General features: G+C 40.8%; 21 protein-coding genes and 1 riboswitch. Of the genes, 5 read left to right on the top strand and 16 right to left on the bottom strand.

All coding sequences use genetic code 11. From position 1 onward, the window contains the following. Positions 1-2 precede the first annotated feature (2 nt). Positions 3-1,373: a dihydropyrimidinase gene (hydA, locus tag I4V44_RS04870; protein WP_196002424.1), complete on the bottom strand. Its 1,371-nt coding sequence runs from the start codon at positions 1,371-1,373 to the stop codon at positions 3-5. A gap of 366 nt (positions 1,374-1,739) precedes the next feature. Here hydA and I4V44_RS04875 point away from each other — a divergent pair, with 366 nt between their 5' ends. The 3 genes from I4V44_RS04875 (at position 1,740) to I4V44_RS04885 (ending at position 4,752) form a co-directional block, all read left to right on the top strand. Next, a complete protein-coding gene (locus tag I4V44_RS04875) occupies positions 1,740-2,372 on the top strand; it encodes a helix-turn-helix transcriptional regulator (RefSeq protein WP_020993722.1) in 633 nt (210 codons plus the stop codon). 330 nt (positions 2,373-2,702) lie between these two features. After that, positions 2,703-3,971, top strand: a complete 1,269-nt coding sequence (locus I4V44_RS04880; protein WP_196002425.1) for a sensor histidine kinase — start codon at positions 2,703-2,705, stop codon at positions 3,969-3,971. 64 nt (positions 3,972-4,035) lie between these two features. Continuing rightward, positions 4,036-4,752: a LytR/AlgR family response regulator transcription factor gene (locus I4V44_RS04885; protein ID WP_196002426.1), complete on the top strand. Its 717-nt coding sequence runs from the start codon at positions 4,036-4,038 to the stop codon at positions 4,750-4,752. A 92-nt stretch (positions 4,753-4,844) separates the two neighbouring features. Here I4V44_RS04885 and I4V44_RS04890 read toward each other — a convergent pair whose 3' ends face one another. Next, on the bottom strand, positions 4,845-5,030 hold the full coding sequence (locus tag I4V44_RS04890) for a hypothetical protein (protein ID WP_008704840.1): 186 nt from the start codon (positions 5,028-5,030) through the stop codon (positions 4,845-4,847). A 362-nt stretch (positions 5,031-5,392) separates the two neighbouring features. Between I4V44_RS04890 and I4V44_RS04895 the strand changes: the two genes are divergently transcribed. Beyond that, complete coding sequence (locus tag I4V44_RS04895) at positions 5,393-5,920, top strand: hypothetical protein (protein ID WP_055060048.1); 528 nt, start codon at positions 5,393-5,395, stop codon at positions 5,918-5,920. 281 nt (positions 5,921-6,201) lie between these two features. Here the strand turns inward: I4V44_RS04895 and ilvC are convergent, their stop codons facing one another. The 3 genes from ilvC to I4V44_RS04910 form a co-directional block, all read right to left on the bottom strand. Continuing rightward, positions 6,202-7,221, bottom strand: a complete 1,020-nt coding sequence (ilvC, locus tag I4V44_RS04900; RefSeq protein WP_008704844.1) for a ketol-acid reductoisomerase — start codon at positions 7,219-7,221, stop codon at positions 6,202-6,204. A 128-nt stretch (positions 7,222-7,349) separates the two neighbouring features. Further along, positions 7,350-7,847, bottom strand: coding sequence for an acetolactate synthase small subunit (gene ilvN / locus I4V44_RS04905; RefSeq protein WP_008704845.1), 498 nt, complete (start codon positions 7,845-7,847; stop codon positions 7,350-7,352). A 160-nt stretch (positions 7,848-8,007) separates the two neighbouring features. Beyond that, positions 8,008-9,060 carry a tyrosine-protein phosphatase gene (locus I4V44_RS04910; protein WP_020993720.1) on the bottom strand — a complete coding sequence of 351 codons (1,053 nt, stop codon included), beginning with the start codon at positions 9,058-9,060 and terminating at the stop codon, positions 8,008-8,010. Positions 9,061-9,304: 244 nt separating this feature from the next. Between I4V44_RS04910 and I4V44_RS04915 the strand changes: the two genes are divergently transcribed. Next, entirely contained in the window at positions 9,305-10,249 is a 945-nt protein-coding gene (locus I4V44_RS04915) for an AEC family transporter (RefSeq protein ID WP_020993719.1), read from the top strand. 17 nt (positions 10,250-10,266) lie between these two features. Here I4V44_RS04915 and I4V44_RS04920 read toward each other — a convergent pair whose 3' ends face one another. The 11 genes from I4V44_RS04920 to I4V44_RS04970 all read right to left on the bottom strand — a co-directional run bounded on the left by I4V44_RS04920 (position 10,267) and on the right by I4V44_RS04970 (position 19,095). Then, positions 10,267-11,076 carry an HAD family hydrolase gene (locus I4V44_RS04920; RefSeq protein ID WP_008704849.1) on the bottom strand — a complete coding sequence of 270 codons (810 nt, stop codon included), beginning with the start codon at positions 11,074-11,076 and terminating at the stop codon, positions 10,267-10,269. Between the two features lie 53 nt (positions 11,077-11,129). Beyond that, positions 11,130-12,398, bottom strand: a complete 1,269-nt coding sequence (locus I4V44_RS04925) for a M18 family aminopeptidase (protein ID WP_020993718.1) — start codon at positions 12,396-12,398, stop codon at positions 11,130-11,132. 132 nt (positions 12,399-12,530) lie between these two features. Next, positions 12,531-12,857, bottom strand: a complete 327-nt coding sequence (locus I4V44_RS04930) for a cupin domain-containing protein (RefSeq protein WP_008704853.1) — start codon at positions 12,855-12,857, stop codon at positions 12,531-12,533. A gap of 136 nt (positions 12,858-12,993) precedes the next feature. Continuing rightward, the gene (gene folK / locus I4V44_RS04935) at positions 12,994-13,845 is read right to left on the bottom strand and encodes a 2-amino-4-hydroxy-6-hydroxymethyldihydropteridine diphosphokinase (RefSeq protein ID WP_008704856.1); all 852 of its coding nucleotides are present in this window, start codon (positions 13,843-13,845) and stop codon (positions 12,994-12,996) included. Between the two features lie 57 nt (positions 13,846-13,902). After that, on the bottom strand, positions 13,903-14,712 hold the full coding sequence (folP, locus tag I4V44_RS04940; protein ID WP_020993717.1) for a dihydropteroate synthase: 810 nt from the start codon (positions 14,710-14,712) through the stop codon (positions 13,903-13,905). Positions 14,713-14,751: 39 nt separating this feature from the next. Further along, positions 14,752-15,249, bottom strand: coding sequence for an HD domain-containing protein (locus tag I4V44_RS04945; RefSeq protein ID WP_008704860.1), 498 nt, complete (start codon positions 15,247-15,249; stop codon positions 14,752-14,754). After that, a complete protein-coding gene (gene folE / locus I4V44_RS04950; protein ID WP_008704861.1) occupies positions 15,246-15,803 on the bottom strand; it encodes a GTP cyclohydrolase I FolE in 558 nt (185 codons plus the stop codon). The genes I4V44_RS04945 and folE overlap by 4 nt, the downstream gene beginning before the upstream one ends. 135 nt (positions 15,804-15,938) lie before the next feature. Beyond that, a riboswitch (THF riboswitch) is annotated at positions 15,939-16,035 on the bottom strand. A 230-nt stretch (positions 16,036-16,265) separates the two neighbouring features. After that, on the bottom strand, positions 16,266-16,679 hold the full coding sequence (locus tag I4V44_RS04955) for a hypothetical protein (protein WP_196002427.1): 414 nt from the start codon (positions 16,677-16,679) through the stop codon (positions 16,266-16,268). Between the two features lie 15 nt (positions 16,680-16,694). Further along, the gene (locus tag I4V44_RS04960) at positions 16,695-18,221 is read right to left on the bottom strand and encodes a Y-family DNA polymerase (RefSeq protein ID WP_196002441.1); all 1,527 of its coding nucleotides are present in this window, start codon (positions 18,219-18,221) and stop codon (positions 16,695-16,697) included. A 39-nt stretch (positions 18,222-18,260) separates the two neighbouring features. After that, positions 18,261-18,716: a YaiI/YqxD family protein gene (locus tag I4V44_RS04965; protein ID WP_196002428.1), complete on the bottom strand. Its 456-nt coding sequence runs from the start codon at positions 18,714-18,716 to the stop codon at positions 18,261-18,263. Between the two features lie 10 nt (positions 18,717-18,726). Further along, positions 18,727-19,095, bottom strand: a complete 369-nt coding sequence (locus I4V44_RS04970) for a VOC family protein (RefSeq protein WP_196002429.1) — start codon at positions 19,093-19,095, stop codon at positions 18,727-18,729. Positions 19,096-19,110 lie beyond the last annotated feature (15 nt).

Raw genomic sequence — 19,110 nt, forward strand, 5'->3', positions numbered from 1 at the left:
ATTCACTGCTTATTACCGCGTTTAATATATTTTCCTGTTTTCTCCAGAATTACTTTTCCATCCTGCACCACATGAGCTCCTCTTAAATATACGCTGTCAATATCTCCATGAAGCTTAAATCCCTCATATGGATTATTATCCGTATGATACAGATGTGTCTTTGCAGAGATAACGTTTTCCTTCTCAGGATCAAATACAACAATATCTGCATCACTTCCCTCACGTATCACGCCCTTATTGGGATACACTCCGTAAAGTTTAGCTGCATTCTCACTTAACAGACGGCACATCTGTTCCTGCGTGATCCTGCCTGTGCGTACACCGTATGTATAAAGCAGAGTTCCTCTCGTCTGTACTCCCGGCAGCCCTCCCGGAATCTTCGTGAAATCATCTTTACCAAGAGCTTTCTGCTCCATTGTAAAGCTGCACTGGTCAGTTGCAACCGTCTGGATCTGATCATTCGCCAGTGCTTTCCACAGGCAGTCCTGATCTGCTTTCTTACGGATTGGAGGTGCACACACGTATTTGGCACCTTCAAAATCCGGTTTTGAATATACACTGTCATCCAGAAGCAGATACTGCGGACAGGTTTCCGCATATACCTTTTGTCCGTTCATTCTGGCACGCATCACTTCTTCAAATGCTTTCCGGTTGGTAAGATGTACTACCATTACAGGAGCATCTGCTGCATCTGCGATCACAAGAAGGCGGTGAACTGCCTCTGCCTCCATAATATCCGGACGCACCAACGGGTGATTCTCAGGTCCCAGACGTCCCTCTTTTTTGGCTTCTGCGATCAACGCATCGATTGCCCCTGCATTCTCACAATGTACCCCTGCAAAACATCCGTATTCATTTAATTTCTTAATAATCTTATAAAGGTCACCGTCATCTACGATCATTGCCGGATAAGTCATGTAAAGCTTAAAACTGGTAATCCCTTCATTGATCATATCCTGTATTTCTCTCTCAGTTTCCTCATTCCATTCCACAATAGACATATGGAAAGAATAATCACAGGAACATTTCCCATCTGCTTTCTCATGCCACTTCTCAAGGCCTTCCCTCAGCGTATGGCCGCCTTTATCCTGAGACGCATAATCGATCACCAGAGTTGTACCTCCTGCAATGGCAGCTCTTGTTCCTGTTTCAAAATCATCTGCCGTCACTGTTCCTGCCACTTCCAGGTCAAAATGTGTATGTCCGTCTATAAATCCCGGAAAAAGCAGCTTACCGTTTACATCAACTACCTGTGCATCCTCTGCTTCCAGATTCCGGCCTACTTTTACAATCTTCTCTCCATCTATAAGAACATCTTCTATAACAGACATATCCCCCGATACTACTGTACCATTCTTCAGTAAAGTTTTCACTGTTTCTGACACCCCTTTCTTTATTATAAGTTAGGGACAAAAAGTATTTTACCCCTAACTTATCGCAATTCTCATGTTTAAAATATACCACGATTCCTATATCACTTCAATGATTTATGATTATAATCACAAATTTTTTAAGGTATTCACATTTATTTTTTTTAGGCTCTTTTTATTTCCTTTTTTTTATGATAGAATATAAAAAATGTGCAGTTTCCATGTGTCTGCACTGAACGTTTTGACGGATAAATTTATCCGCTTTACTACATGCTCATAATCGAATGACTGTTACTGCTCAGACTATAGAAGCCCCTGCCTGATTCGGTTATGATCCGTTTAAAAGTTATATTAATAGGAGGAAATCAAATGGGACGACTTACTGTGTTAAAACAAATCGCTGCTGATCTTGCTTCCCAGTTCGGACCTGACTGTGAAGTAGTAATCCATGATCTGAAAACTTCGGAGCCGGAACATTCCATCGTCTACATCGTAAATGGTCATGTTACAAACAGAGATATCGGAGACGGACCATCCAATGCTGTTTTTGATGCGATCCGCAATCAGGAAAAAGGAGCAACCCCCGAAGACCATACCGGTTATCTGATGAAAACAGCAGACGGCAAGATCCTGAAGTGCAGCACTTCCTACATTCATGATGACGATGGTACCCTTCATTATGTTTTCGGAATCAATTATGACATTACCAAGCTTACTATGATCGAATCTGCCCTTCATTCTCTTGTCACTCCGGAAAATAAGGAAGAGAAGCCCAAAGAGATCACTCATAATGTCAATGATCTTCTTGATCATCTGATCGAAGAATCTGTAGCTCTGGTAGGCAAACCTGTTCCTTTAATGAATAAGGAGGATAAGGTTACTGCTATTCAGTTCTTAAATGATGCAGGTGCTTTCCTTATTACCAAATCCGGAGATAAGGTTGCAAATTATTTCGGAATCTCCAAATATACATTGTACAGTTATATTGATGTAAATAAGTAAAAACAGGAAAGAATGATATAAAAACAGACCTGCATGGTACTTTTCCATCAGGTCTGTTTTTCTTCTGTTTTTCTTTTTTCATCCAGCGCCGGTATATCGTTAAATATGCTCTTTCTTTCATCTCCTTCCTCGTAATTTTTTCGATATTCCTTTATAGACTGATTATAACACAGAACAACAACATTTTTTCTCTTTCACGCGAACAGTAATTATATGGTGTGAATGGTATGGAAAAAAGGTTGTCTTTAAATTTGAAATCTTTTATACTTGATATATATACAACATTTTGATGATAAATTTTATTAATCCTTATCAGACGGAGGTGCTGTTATGTCTGAACAGATTTTATCTGCTGTTCATGGTGTCACTACCATGCTCTTTGGAATTTACTGTTCTGCATTTTTTCTTGGGATCAAACCGACCAGAAAAAATATCCTGACTATGTTTCTGTTATTTTCAGGGCAGGGACTGTTATATGTAATTGATCTGGCATTATTTGGGGAAACTCTTGCAAATATGTCCTATCCTCTGATCGTACATTTCCCATTGGTTTTATTCCTCTCCGTTCATTATAAGTATCCTCTGATTTCTTCCGCTGTTTCTGTCTTTTCTGCCTATCTGTGTTGCCAGATAAGCAACTGGACCGGATTATTCGCTTTGGCAATAACAGGATTACAGTGGTGTTATTATTCTGTGCGGATCTTAACAACAACCTTAACTTTTGTCCTTCTTTATCGATATGTATTTCGATCTACAAAAACAATTTTTACAAAAAATGCACGTGAGCTTTCCATCATCGGTTTCCTGCCATTTGTATATTACGTTTTTGATTATGCTTCCACCAAGTTTTCAACTTTACTTTATTCCGGAAATAAAGCAGTTGTTGAGTTCATGGGATTTGCATTCTGCATTGCCTACCTGGTATTTCTCATCATCTACTTTCAGGAATATGAGAATAAACAGGAGATAACGCAATACAGCAATCTTCGTGAAATGCAGCTTCAATCCATGCAAAACGAAATTGAACAGGTAAAGATCAGCAGCCAGAGACTGGCGATCCTGCGGCATGATATGCGCCACCATCTGAGTATTATTCTGACCCAGCTGCAAAACGGACATCCGGATAAAGCACAGGAATACATCCATGAAATTAATTCTGCATATGACGATACGATCATCGCCGCCTATTCCGGAAATGAAATGCTGAACTCTGTGCTTTCCATTTATCATTCCCGTTTCGCAGACAGAGGATTGTCTCTTATATGCAATGTTTCTACAGGAAAAGAACTTCCATGCTCCGATCTGTCCCTCTGTACAATCCTGTCCAATGCGCTGGAAAACTCCATGCATGCACTGGAGCAGCTAGAATCACCTTCAAAATGGGCCCGGCTTACTCTTTCACAGAAAAAGAATCACATTCTGTTCCAACTGGAAAATCCCGTAGAAAAAATTCCGGCATTTGTAGATGGAGTTCCGGTTTCTACCAGAAACGGGCATGGAATCGGTGTCAGGAGTATTATTTATTATGTGGAACAATTGCATGGACAGTGTCATTTTTCTATCGTGGACCATTGCTTTGTCCTGCGAATCATCATCTGACACAGGATTTTCACTGCCGGATACAATACATACATTTATTCACAGAAAGGTTTTGATAAAAATTATGAATATTGCAATTTGTGATGATGAAATACTCTTTACCCGGGAATTAAGTTCACTTCTGACTCACTGGGCGGAAAAAAATGATTTTTCACTTACCCTGTATCCATATTCCAACGGTGATGATCTGTTAACAGCTCTCCGGACAATTCCGGTAGATCTGATCTTTCTCGACATCATCATGCCACTATTAAATGGCATAGATACAGCAAAAGAAATACGCAGCATGGGACTGACTGTTCCTGTGATTTTTCTGACTTCTTCCAGAGAATTTGCCCTGGATTCCTATGATGTAAAAGCTTTTCATTATCTTTTAAAACCAGTAAATACTCTGAAACTTTTTTCTGTTATGGATGATTTTTTTAAAACTTATAATGTTCCGGCGGAAACTTTCGTCGCACATACTGCAGACGGATTCTGCTCAATTACGCTCAATGATGTAGATTATCTGGAAGCTCAGAATAAACAGGTTCTGGTCTGCCTTTCAAATGGAACTACTTTAAAAATCCGCGAATTATTTGCAAAGTGTGAAGGGATCTTTACTCCGGAAAAAGGATTCTTTAAATGTCACCGAAGCTATATTGTAAACCTGTCCCACATAAAACAGTTCACAAGAACTATGGTCACTACCGGCATTTCCTCTGTCCCTATTTCCAGAAATAACTATTCTGCATTCAAAGATGCCTATTTTTCATATATGTTTGATTCTAACTCCGGTTAATCCGATAATTACAGCATTTGCGGGTTACTGTCCCCTCCGTTCTCAGCAATACATTTCGCAGTTCACTGCTTTTCGTACACCCTCACATATTCTTATCGTTCCATTTCATGTGCCTGTTTGTAGATTTCACAGGCAGCATAATTCACACATCTGTCATGTGCACAATCCATAAATGTGAGGGTTCTTTTATCTCCTTCCATCGTATATTCGCAGCAGACAGTCTGCCCTCCATTACATGTTCTGCAAAATCCCGAAATAAACTCTTCTTCTATCTCCATTTTATCCTCCTCAATTTTCCTTATATCTCATTATCCTTCCGAGAAGCAAAAATACAGGCAACAATATATTCGTTACTGTTCACAAATATTTTTATTTATTCGTCCGTTTTTTGTTGCATTTTACAACAAACAGATTTATAATCAGTATAACATAGAAATGTGCGGAAACACTATAACAAACATAAAATAATCGTAACTGTTCAGTACCTTCACAGTTACGAGTCAAAATCCATTAAAAATCGCCTTTGGCGATGGGATTTTGACTTGTATGTCTCGGGATTTTGGCATGTTCATGCCAAAACACCTCGCGGGATAGTAGACTGCTGAATAGTTACAAATAATCAAAAAAGAGGGAAAATGTCATGAACAGAGAACTTTATGATGAGGCAATACGCTCCAATATCCTGTCACGCAAACTGATCGAACAGTTGATGGAAAGTATGAATTACAGTAGTATCTCTTTTATCAACTGGACTGTAGAGGTACTAAAGATTATTAAAACACGTCTGGAACGCGGAGATAAAATCACAGACGAAGTATCCGGAATTACTTATGATATAAAATCTTTCCGAAATTTTGTAAGCACCAATTTTTCTTCCTATATTACAAGTCAGGTCTTTGATGCTCCTGATAAAGCAGAGAAAGTATATTTTTCTCTGGAAGCCACCGAAGACGGACATGCCTACAATATGGTTATGGCAAGTTCATCAAAGAACAAAACATATAAGTGGATTTCCAGTCTCAGCGAACGCTTTTCATTAGTGGAGATGATCGCTACCGGAATTGTATATCTTAAAGATAACAGGACAGATACATATCAGCCATTTATTTCCGGAAATGGTAAGTACTGCAGATATGACGTAGAAAAAGGACAGATTGTCGAATTATAAACCGCTGAGATTGATTTGTATCTTATTATATTATGCATAATCTTAAGAATTGCATAATACAGAACAAACAACCATCATTGAGTCAGTACATACAAGAAAGAATCCTGCTTGCAGGATTCTCCGCCTGCGGCGGGTCGCTTCAGCGACATAATTCCTCTCCGTCGCAGTGCGATCCTGCCCGGAGGGCTTTTTTATGTTATAGGAACATTACGGAGTAATTTCCTATAACATAAAAAAACCCCTGCCATTCAGCAGGGGATTTTAATTTAATCATATTCAGATTAGTTGTTGATAAGTTTGTCTTCGCCATTCCAGCTGTAAAGTTTACGGATTTCTTCGCCAACTTTCTCAGACTGATGCTCAGAAGCTTTCTTTCTCATAGCTTTGAAGTGAACCTGTGCACCTGCATCAGACATATCAAGTAAGAAGTCTTTTGCAAATGTACCATCCTGGATATCAGAAAGAATTTTCTTCATAGCTTTCTTTGTATCTTCTGTGATGATCTTAGGTCCTGTGATGTAATCACCATATTCAGCAGTGTTGGAGATAGAATATCTCATTCCTGCGAATCCTGACTGATAAATCAGGTCTACGATCAGTTTCATTTCATGAATACATTCAAAGTATGCATTTCTTGGGTCATAACCAGCTTCAACAAGTGTTTCGAAACCAGCCTGCATAAGTGCGCAAACACCACCGCAAAGTACAGCCTGCTCACCAAAGAGGTCTGTCTCTGTCTCTACACGGAATGTAGTTTCAAGAAGACCAGCTCTTGCTCCGCCGATTCCAAGACCATATGCCAGTGCAAGATCCTGAGCTTTTCCTGTGTAATCCTGCTCTACAGCGATAAGACAAGGTGTTCCTTTTCCAGCCTGATACTCACTTCTTACTGTGTGACCAGGTGCTTTAGGAGCGATCATTGTAACATCAACATTCTTTGGTGGTTTGATGCATCCGAAATGGATATTGAAACCATGAGCAAACATTAACATGTTGCCTTCTTCAAGGTTTGGCTCGATGGATTCTTTGTAAAGTTTAGCCTGTAATTCATCATTGATAAGAATCATGATGATATCTGCCTGTTTAGCTGCTTCAGCTGCTGTATATACCTTAAAGCCCTGCTCTTCAGCTCTCTTCCAGGATTTGCTGCCTTCATAAAGACCGATAATGACATCACATCCGGAATCCTTTAAGTTCAGAGCATGTGCATGTCCCTGGCTTCCGTATCCAATAATTGCAATTTTTTTACCATCCAGTAAGCTTAAATTACAATCTTCCTGATAAAAAATCTTGTTAGCCATTTTATTTTCCTCCTGCTAATCGTAAAAAAATTTATCGTTAAGGGATGCTCCCCTAGCAAACTATATATGTACTGTTTCTGAGATATTCTTCCATTTCCTGCATTCCGAAAAGCCTTCCGGTCTTTTCATCAGAAATAGGTTACATCCTGCGAACCTCTTGATAAACCGGTCATTCCTGTACGTGCAAGTTCGAGAATCTCGTAATCGCCCATCAGCTCAAGAAATGCCTCCAGTTTATTATGGTTACCTGTCATCTCCAGTATCATGGAATCCACACTTACGTCTGCGACTTTCGCATGGAAAACATCCGCTATGGAAATGAGTCCCTGTCTCTGCTCCGGTTTCGCAGCCACCTTGATCATCATTAATTCATGGCATACGCTGTTGTCCGGCTCCAGGATCTTAATATCTCTTACATCTACAAGCTTGGCAAGCTGATTCGTGATCTGCTCCAGAATCAGTTCATCCCCGCTGCACACAACGGTAATTCTGGAAAAACGCTCGTCCGCTGTTACACCTCCGGTAATGCTGTCGATGTTATAGCCTCTGCGGCTGAATAATCCAGATACTCTGGTTGTTACACCTGCAGTATTATCTACTAACAGGGATAATACTCTCTTCTGCATGTCCCACCTGCTTTCAACGTGTACATTTTCACCACGTTAATATAATAAATAGCTCGTATGGTTACCATTATATCAATAATCGTGATTTTGTCAATAAATTTTTCGCACAAAAACAAATGTCTTTCTGTGACAGCTTTTGTAAAAACATCGAATTAACTGCCTATATCAGATATTTATTTCTGAACTCTTCGATCATTTTCGGTTTCAGATAAAATACGGTCTGGAAAAACTTTTCCATAGAACCATAAGTCTTTTTCACTGTTTCAAAAACAGCAGCCAGATACTCCTCTTTTACATTATATATAATCGGAAGCTTCTCGGTCATTTTCTCATCTGCCTCCGGCCAGGTCTGTACAAGTCTCTGCATATATACCAGTTTGGGCTCCATATAACGGTTTGTGCGCAGATAGTCTTCATATATCACATCTTCCTCCACCCCCAGCAGACTGAGCAGAAAAGCAGTCCCGATCCCTGTACGGTCCTTTCCAGTTCCGCAATGCCACAAAACAGCACCTTTTTCCTGCCTGAAAAGAATATCGATAAACTTCGCATACTGTTTCAACACCAACTGATCCATGCATAAATTCCTGTACTGTCTGATCATATATTCTTCCATATCATCCGGGAGTCCTGCAAGCATTTTCACAAACTGTTCTCTGTTGCTGATAACCTGCACATCCTCATCCACAACCGGTACATGGTAGTATTCTACTTCTGCTATAATAGTATCCGGTTTACATTTTCTCTCTTCTGCCGAACGCAGGTCGATCACCGTCTTCAGATTGTATTCTTCTCTGAGTCTGTTCTTATCGCTCTCTGAAATATGATAAAGTTCCCCGCTTCTCAGAAGCCTCCTCGGCAGGATGTGTCTGTCATCAGCTGTAACGATCGCACCCAGATCTCTGGTATTCGGCAGACTATGAAGAGATATCCTGCCGCCCTTCGGGAAACCTGTTGCCATATCCGGGTTTAATATCTTAAGAATGCGGATACACTCATGAATCTCTTTTTCTGTCATATCGAACTTGTATCTCTTCTTACGTCTGGTAACAATTACAAGATAATTTACACTCAGCTGTCTGTCATCACCTTCATCTGCTCCCTCTTTTCGCATATATGCCCATACAATGTCTTTACATGGAAGATTGTTTATCATCATATGTCTGGTAAAAACCAGAAATCCATCTTCTATCCTTATCTTTCCATACTTCATGATCCACCACTCCACTGTCTGCAATTTTATTACTGTTCACTCTGCTCTTAGAGCGTGTCTGAAAAATCATTCCCACAATCTGCAAGGCATACTGAACAGCAACCATTTTTTTCAGAATAACACAGAAATCGGAATTTGACAATTCCTGTCAAACGTTTATAATCATGGTGTTATTGTGATATAGCAATCACCTTATGAACCGTACTTTTTGTACAGAAATTATTTTTTGAAAGGATTTATGAAAATGGAGAATCTTATTTTCTGTCTTAATGCTACAATCCCGATTTTTCTCACCCTGATGCTCGGGCTCTTTTTTCGGAAGATCGGACTCTTTGATGACACCTTTGTCAGCCGTCTGAATAAGTTCGTATTTAATGCAGCTCTGCCTGCGCTTTTGTTTCTGGATATTGCAAAGTCAGATTTCTACAGTGTATGGAATACGAAATTTGTATTGTTCTGCTTCTTTGTCACACTGATCAGTATCGGAATTTCCACAGGACTTTCCTATCTGCTGAAACCGCGAAATATCCAGGGCGAATTTATCCAGGCTTCTTACCGGAGCAGCGCTGCGATCCTTGGAATTGCAATTATCCAGAATCTTTACGGAAACGCAGGAATGGCACCACTTATGATCATCGGAAGTGTGCCGCTTTATAATGTGATGGCAGTTATAACACTGTCACTGTTCGCTCCCGGCGGCGGTAAACTTGATACCGCAAAACTTATCCGAACCCTGAAAGGAATCGCCACGAACCCTATTATCCTTGGTATCCTGACAGGTATGGTATGGTCGCTGCTTCATCTGCCAATGCCAACAATTCTGAATACTGCCGTAGATAATCTCGGAAAAACAGCGACTCCTCTTGGGCTGATGGCCATGGGTGGCGCACTGAAATTCGGCAAGGCATTCGCAAGGCCGAAACCACTGATCGCATGTAGCTTTCTGAAGCTTGTGGGATATGAAGCTGTATTTCTTCCACTGGCTGTGCTTCTGGGATTTTCCCATGATATGCTGGTTGCGATCATTATCATGCTTGGTTCTGCCACTACTGTAAGCTGTTATATCATGGCCAAAAACATGGATTATGACGGCGATTTTACTTCCGGTGTGGTTATGACTACCACTCTGTTAAGCTCCTTTACCATGACAATCTGGCTTTATATATGCAAAAGCCTGGGACTGATCTGAGCCCAGGCTTTTTATGTTTATATTAGCTTCAGATATTCCAGTCCGTTTCTGATTCCATAATGGAACATATCCTGTGTAATATGATCAGCCAGAGCTTTTATTTTCTCTGAACCATTTCCCATGGCAACCTTCACGGCCGCATATTCAAACATGGCGAGATCATTATTGCTGTCTCCAAACACGATCGTATCCTCCCATGGAATATCAAAGAGTCTGCACACTGCCGAGATCCCCACTGCCTTGTTAAAGCCCTTTGGGACAAGTTCAATGGTGGTTCCCGCAATCCCTGAACCACTCTCATGACGGATAATGTCATAATACTCACTCAGTTCCCTACAGGCAGCTTCTGCATCACAGCCTTTTATCATTTTGGCACTGATCTTATTAATGCGCATACAATCTTCATTTCCCCTGATGGGACGCCATTTAGATCCTAAAGATTCTGTGATCAGATCCGTATACCAGTTCACATCTGTATTATATTCATCCTTATCATAATACATGAAATCTGCACCTTCCATAACCGGGACCAGACCATATCTGCGCAGGATTTCCACTGATTTTTTTGCAACTTCCGGGGGCATCTCTTTATTAAAAAGACGTTCTCCATCCTTTTCAATGGTAGCCCCGCAGGCACTGATCATACCGGTAAACGGAAGCTCTTCCAGATACCGGGAAACAAAGGCCCTGCTCCTGCCTGTGCAAAGCCATGCGTCATGACCGTTTTCTCTTAATTTCTTCAATGCCTCCTTTGTGCTCTGGGGTACACCCTTTTCCATATCGCAGAGTGTTCCGTCTGCATCAAAAAACACTGCTTTTCTGTTCACTTTCTTATCTCCTGATTTTTATATTTACGTTTATCTGCCAGTGTACCTGCAAACTATGCAAAAAACACTGTCGCTGCCTTAACCAGGCTCTCTGTATCTTTCGCACCTGTTGTTTCATATACAGAATGCATGGCAAGCTGTGCCAGACCGATATCCACTGTTTTCACAGGAACCTGGGTATTGGAAATATTTCCCAGCGTGGATCCGCCTGCCATATCCGAACGGTTCACAAAGGTCTGGTACGGCACCTTTGCCCTGTCACAGATATCCTTGAAAATTGCAGCGGACACTCCGTCTGTACAATATTTCTGGTTTGCATTGTACTTGATCACGATTCCCTCATTCAGCACCGGACGGTTTACCGGATCTGTCTTATCCGTATAGTTTGGATGGAGAGCATGAGCATTATCTGCAGAAATCATAAAACTGTCTGCAAGTGCCATATAATATTCCTCCTGGGTACGTCCCAGTCCCATATTGATCCGCATCAGAGTATCCTTCAGGAAAGCAGAAGCAGCGCCCTGTCTTGTACTGCTTCCCACTTCTTCATTATCCAGCACACAATGTACAGAAATGCTTTCTTCACGATTTCCCTGCAGGAATCCCTCCATAGAAGAGAATGCACACTGCAGATCATCCAGTCTGGGTGCAGAAACAAATTCCTCATTTACTCCCCACAGAGTACCCGGAGTTCTGTCATAAAGAAACAGATCATGTCCCAGAATATCTTCTGTCTTTACTTCTGCGGCCTCAGCCACAGTTTCCATAAATCTGCCCTTTCCTTCCTTATCGCTGAAAAGAGGCAGCATATCCTTCTGCACATTATATTTATATCCGTCATTTACTTCCCTGTTCATATGAATGGCAAGATTAGGAATAACCAGCAGATCTCTGTCCACAGCCACCATCTTCTCTCTGATTTTTCCATCCTGACGGACGATCAGCCTTCCTGCCACTGACAGAGGTCTGTCAAACCATGGAGACAGAATCATTCCACCGTAACGCTCCACATTCAGTTTGATATAAGCATTCTCCACCTCTATCTCAGGATTCTCCTTAATCTTAAGGGAAGGGGAATCACTGTGGCTTGCCATAATATGAAACTTCCACACAGGCTTCTGCGGAATGGAAAAAGCTATGATCGCAGAATGATTTCTGGTCACATAATAATTTCCGCCTTTTTTAAGCTTCCAGTGATCCTCCTCTTTCAATTCTTCAAAGCCTTCTTTGTCAAGCCTTTTGGTCATCTCCGTCACTGCCTGAAATGCAGTAGGGCTTTTCTCTATGAATTTCAGTAACTTCTTTGCTGTTTTTCTGTACATAGTTTGATTCTCCATTTGAATGATTATGAAATGATACCTGGTTTATACTATTTTTTATTATAATCAGTCTGTCCTGGTAATAAAAACAGCAGTCATTATTTCCATAAGAAATATGTGCTGCTGTTTTTTATATCAGTCTTTAATGATCAGAGCCATAAAAACCAGATCTGTATTTCCTGTATTTGCAAGTGCATGTCCATGATTGTCCGGTGTGAATGTAATATCTCCTGCTTTTACCGGACGATAGGTACCGTTGTCATTGTATTCGCCCTGTCCCTGTAAAATATAGTAGGTTTCACTTTCTCCATGATGTTCATGATATCCCAGTGAACATCCCGGCTCCAGGGTTACCTGTGCATACAGTCCACATTTACCATTCAACTGTTCTGCATCAAGGATTTCTTTGATGATTACGTGACCATTTCCACCTGCCATGTGTTCTTCGCGTCTGATTTTCATAATTTTTTGCCCTCCTGTAGATGTTTTCTCTTTTATAGAATTTCCATTGAATATATCATAGCACTGTTTGTAAAAAATGGCAAAGTAAATATCAATGGAACATTCAACAAAATATCGTTACTGGTTACTGTTCACTTTATTTTGCAGTATTTTCAGATTTGTTCAGAAGGCTGTCCAGAAGCTGCGAAATGGTCTGATTTAACACAGGATGTCGCAGATACGGAGCAATCTGATTCATTGGTACAAGAACGAAATCGCGGTTGTGCAGATCAATATGAGGAATATGAAGATCTGGCATATCAATAATTTCCTGATCATAAAACAGGATATCCAGATCCAGTGTCCTTGGTCCCCAGTGGATGATACGTTCCCTGTTTGCCGCCTGTTCTAACTGATGCAGTCTCACAAGCAATTCTCCAGGAGTAAGAAGTGTCCGCATTTTCAGAACTCCATTTAAAAATTCATCCTGATCAGTAACTCCGTAAGGTTCTGTAATAAGATAATCGGAAATTGCCTCTATACGGCATCCTTTTGTCTCTGCCAGACCACGGATCCCATTGTCTATATACATCTTTTTATCACCCATATTAGAGCCAAAAGCAATGTAAGCAGTATGCCATTTCCGTGTAATTTCCACAGATACGGTTTTCAAAGGAAGACCAACCGGTGCCCAGGGCTTTTCAATCTTCAGAGTAATTTTTTCAAGTCCGGAAAGAGAGCAAAGAAGCATTTCTGCAAGATTCTCTGCAAGAGATTCCAGAAGTTTATAAGTATGTTTTCTGGTGAAATCAGTGATCATATGGCTGACTTCGCCATAGTTTATGGAAGCAGACAACTCATCGGTTAATCCCGCCAGACGTGTTCTGGTAAAAAGCGTGGCAGAAATAACAAATTTCTGTCCCAGAACATTTTCCTCGGGATATACACCATGGTTTGCAAAAACCTCCAGCTCTTTAATTTCTATTTTGTCTAATCTGGTCTCATCCATAACAGCAAATCCTTTCTGTATGTTATTTATATTTACCATCTGTTTTGTGCCAGTAATTTATCTGCGTCCCAGGATTGCTTCTGTCATCTGGATCACACGCTTGTTTTCTTTAACATCGTGGACACGGACAAAAGAGCATCCCTTCATTACGCCAATTACACTGGTAGCCAAAGTCCCCTCCACGCGCTGATCTACAGGAAGATCCAGTGCCAGTCCGATCATGGATTTGCGGGATGTACCAAGGAGAACCGGAAATCCCAGATTCTGAAAAAGCTCCAGGTGATTCATTGCTTCCAGATTCATTTCAAATGTTTTTCCAAAACCAATTCCCGGATCAAGCATGATTTTTTCATCTTTAATGCCAGCCTGTCTTGCAAGATTGACACATTCCTGTGTTTCGGCGAGCATATCAATGAGAAAGTTTTGATATTCTGTATTAGATTTGTTGTGCATCAGGCAACAGGCCACATCATATTTTGCGATCACAGCTGCCATTTTCGGATCATATTTTAATCCCCAGATATCGTTAACCAGGTCAGCTCCTGCCTGGATAGAGCTTTCAGCAACACTGCTCTTAAAAGTATCTACAGAAACAGGAATGTCAAAATGTTTTTTGACCGCTTCAATAACAGGAAGAACTCTCAGTGCTTCCTCGTCAGCACTGACAGGAGTATGACCGGGACGTGTAGATTCGCCTCCGATATCAATAATATCTGCACCATCAGCAATCATTGCCTCTGTATGTTTCAAAGCTTCATCCATATGATTCCATTTGCCGCCGTCAGAAAAGGAATCAGGGGTAACATTCAAAATTCCCATTATGTAAGTATGATTCTTAGTATCAAAAAAACGGTTTCCAATTTTCATGAGCAGAACCCATCCTTTCTTTTGTGCTTATGAAGAAGATCAGTATTCAATTTTCATATTTTTTTTATCATCAGACCAATAGCATTCGGAAGCAGCGGAACATAAAAAACAATTTCTGGACTGCTTATCCGCTTTATAAAGAAGTGCTGCCAGCGTACTGCAGGAATCTCCTTTTCGGTGATGTCCAATGGAAGACAGAATCAGTTCTTTTTCCTGTTCTGTAAAGTGCAGATCTGTCAGAATTTCCCGTGCGATTTCTACTCCTGCAATATCATGGGGAATGTTGTACTGATATTGCTGTGCACGTCCTATATCATGAAGAAGTGCTGCTGCATAGATAAGCTCTTTGGGCAACTCCAGATGTTCCTCCAGTGCATAAATGTACATCAACCGTGCAACATCCAGAAAATGTTCAGGGGTATGACGGCAGAAGATCCGTTCACTTTCAAGTTCCTGTATTTTTTTATAATGTTCCTGATAAACCGGGTGCCTCCAGATCCGATTGACACGATCCATATCTGAAAAATTGTTATTCATCCTTTTACCATAGAAAGGAACATTTTCTGCAGTTCCTTATCTTCTGTAAACGCACCACGGGTTACAGTAGTGATTGTTTTGCTTCCTGGTTTTTTTATTCCGCGCATGGTCATACAGGTATGTTCCGCTTCCAGCATTACCATAATTCCTTTTGGATCCAGAGTACGCTCCAAAGCATCTGCAATCTGAACAGTAAGCCGTTCCTGGATCTGTGGCCTTCTGGAATAAACCTCTACTGTACGTGCCAGTTTGCTTAAACCGGTAACTTTGCCGTTGGGGATGTATGCAAGATGAGCTTTTCCATAAAAAGGCATCAGATGATGCTCACACATGGAGTAAAAGGTGATGTCTTTTTCCAGCACGATTTCATTATTTTCTACAGGAAACTGCTTTAACAGATGCTGATCCGCTTCATGACCAAGACCTCCGTAAATTTCTTCACACATGCGGGCAATCCTGTCAGGAGTATCAATCAGACCTTCCCGTGTGATATCTTCACCGATACCTTCCAGAAGCAGACGGACTGCCTGCTCAATTTTCACTTTGTCAACCATTAAAAAATAACCTCCTTTGTATTTTTGAAATGGAGATTATCCTTTTGACCAAATTAAAAAGGATATCTCCAATTGTGATAGAATGTATGTCGAAAACATTCCCTAACACAATATGAGATATCCTCTTATATTGTTTGCAACGGGTGCGGATAATATACCGTAAGACGCACTTTTCGTTTCAGTGACAACTCCCCATTCACCGAACACTTGACGCATAAAATCCTATTTTGCATATCATTCATTTCGGTATTCAGTATACCATGTAATACGATAATAGAAAAGGGTTTTTCTGACTTTTCAGAATAATTTTTTCTGCTGCCAGAACTAATAGTTTCGAAGCACACTTTGCAGATATTCTTTATACTGCTGCTTTACATCTTCCGGTCCGACAATTCTCATTCCGGATCCAACACCGGTAAGCCATCCAAAAAACTGCGAGCTTCTGAGTATCTGTTTTTACATTTACCACTCTTCACATTTAATACCGCTTATCTGTTCAATTGGAATGACCGTTTGATCTGTCATGATCATGGTATGCTCATATTCGTCTACCTTTTTTACAATACCGGAGTACGTAACATAGGATCCGCCGGCTTTTTTTGCATCGGGAACAAAATAAGTTATCGATACATTCTGTTCTATACCGATATTATTTCTGATTATGTTGATTTTTTCGTTCAGCTGAGCAATCACTTCCTCGCTCAGTTCCAATCTTTCATCGGTTAATCTTGCTGTTTCTTTTATCGCAGCATCATGCCCAGTCAAGGCTGCAAAAGGAGCAAACTGCGCTGCCCGATCCCGAAGTGGCATTTGCGGATGATTCTTAGAGACCGGATGTGGCAAATTGATAATATCTTCATAAGAATTATTTTTCATCCTCTTCCAACTCCTTTACGCCTTATGTCCGCCAATTTGTTCATTTCTGTCTCTGGCGGTTGCACCTTCCTGAAGATTCATTCCTTTCAGTACAGCGTTTTTCCCAAATTTCTTCTTGATACTGAGCATTGCCTCCTGCATACGTTTCTCACGATCCAGCGCAGCCTCTTCCTCTTCCTGCTTTTTCCTTTGCGCCTCATAATCCGTAAAAAGATTCAACTGCTCATACACTTCTTCTCTCTCTACAGAGCTTTCATCCACAAGCCTGTTCGCTGTGATATTAATTCTTCTGATAAGCAAGTTTCTGTCAACAATCCTGTCATATAGTTCTATTACTGCATCCGTTATCAGTTTTGTTGAGGAAGTCTGCCGTTTCAGATTGGTCGTTCCATGTGCGTGTTTCGGAATTCTTCTTCCATAACGGTCAATCGTAACCTCTCCATGATACTGCTTTTTCCTGTCGGCATTATTCAGATTCTCAATATCATAACCAACCGTCAATACAATCTGGTCCGTCACAAGCTTCTTATCCACCAGATCCAAAACCATCTGGTCCGTCATCTCTTTGACGACTAATTTTGCTTTTTCAAAGTCATAAGGACAATGAAGTACCTGCCCGGAACAAACACTGTTCGTTTCCGGTTTGTAAGCCTTGACCATTTTCATGGTACAGGGCTCATATCCCCAGGCATGATTGATCAGCAACTCTGCATTAACGCCAAACAGTTTATATAGCAAATCTTCGTTATATAATTCATTCTCTTTTCCGATGGAACATCTGGCAATATCACCCATCGTATAGAGGCCATATTCTTCCAACTTCTTTGCATATCCCTTTCCGACTCTCCAGAAATCAGTAAGAGGTCTGTGGCTCCAGAGTTTCCTTCGGTATGACATTTCATCCAGTTCTGCAATTCGTACACCATCTTTATCTGCTTTAATATGCTTCGCCACGATATCCATCGCAATCTTACACAGATACATATTTGTTCCGATTCCAGCAGTTGCCGTTATACCTGTCGTTTTCAGCACATCCTGTATCATAGTCATCGCCAGTTCTCTTGGTGTCATATTATAGGTATGCAGATAATCCGTTACATCCATAAATACTTCATCAATCGAATACGGAAAAATATCTTCCGGTGCAATATATTTCAGATATATGCTGTAAATTCTGGTGCTGTATTCCAGATAGAGAGCCATCCGGGGAGGTGCAACAATATAATCAATCTCCAGTGCAGAATTGATATTTAATTCTGTACTGTCATCAGAAGAACCAATAAATGTTCTGTTCGGTGCTTTCCACCTGCGGGCACTATTGACTTCTTTTACTTTTTGAACAACCTCAAATAAACGAGCCCTTCCGGGTATCCCATAACACTTTAATGCTGGAGATACCGCAAGACAGATCGTTTTTTCTGTTCTGCTTCTATCCGCAACCACAAGATTAGTCGTCAAAGGATCTCTATTTCGCTCTTTACATTCCACAGATGCGTAGAATGACTTAAGATCGATTGCGATATAGGTTCTTTTCTTTTCCATCATTCTACGCCTCCCAATTCTCCTGTGCTCTGTTTGTGATTATTTCCCCTTATCCATTACCATATGTATCATTTTTTCAAAAGACGCTCTGAAATGCTCATCATCTTCTGCTGTTCGTTTTCGTGGTCCTTTTAAATGATTCTTTCCGTATGCCCTTCGTGCTTTCTTGTTCAAGTGACGCTCCATAAGCATCTGGTCAATATTTTCATTCGTATACCATTTCCCGGACTGATGAATCGCATTAGCACCTTTTCCTAATGCCATTGCAGCCACACCATAATCCTGTGATACAACAATATCGCCCCTATGGCAAATGCTGATCAGTTTATAATCCACTGCATCTGCTCCGGCTCCAACTACGATCACTTCACTGTAATCAGATGATAACACATGATTGGTATCACACAACAACGTTACCGGAAGATTATGCTCTTTTGCAACTCTTTCAACGATACTGACCACCGGACAGGCATCTGCATCAACCAAAATCTGCATATTCCCTCCTTTAATTGCACCTGAACGGAGTGCGAACCTCAATAAGATTACCACTGGGATCATACAGTCTTACAAGCTTCTGCCCACCTGCAAGTTCTGTCAGTTCGGTGGCATATCGGACGAAATACTTACCAGATTCATATTTCGCAAGCAATCCATCTATATCAAAATCCTCGAAATACAATTCCATCATGTTATTGAACGGCGTAGAAGTTTCATTCAATATTTTCCCCCATATGTCGGCATCCTGCAAAACAAGTCCCTCCGATAAGATCACATTACCTTCATTCTTAAGAATCACTTGCAGTCCAAATAAGTCCCTATAAAATTCTATGGATTTTTCTATATCATCCACCACAATCAGTACATTCTTTAACATACCGGCCACCTCGCA

The sequence above is a fragment of the Blautia sp. 1001283B150304_161114_C9 genome (assembly GCF_015668165.1).
Classification (GTDB): Bacteria; Bacillota; Clostridia; order Lachnospirales; family Lachnospiraceae; genus Blautia_A; species Blautia_A wexlerae.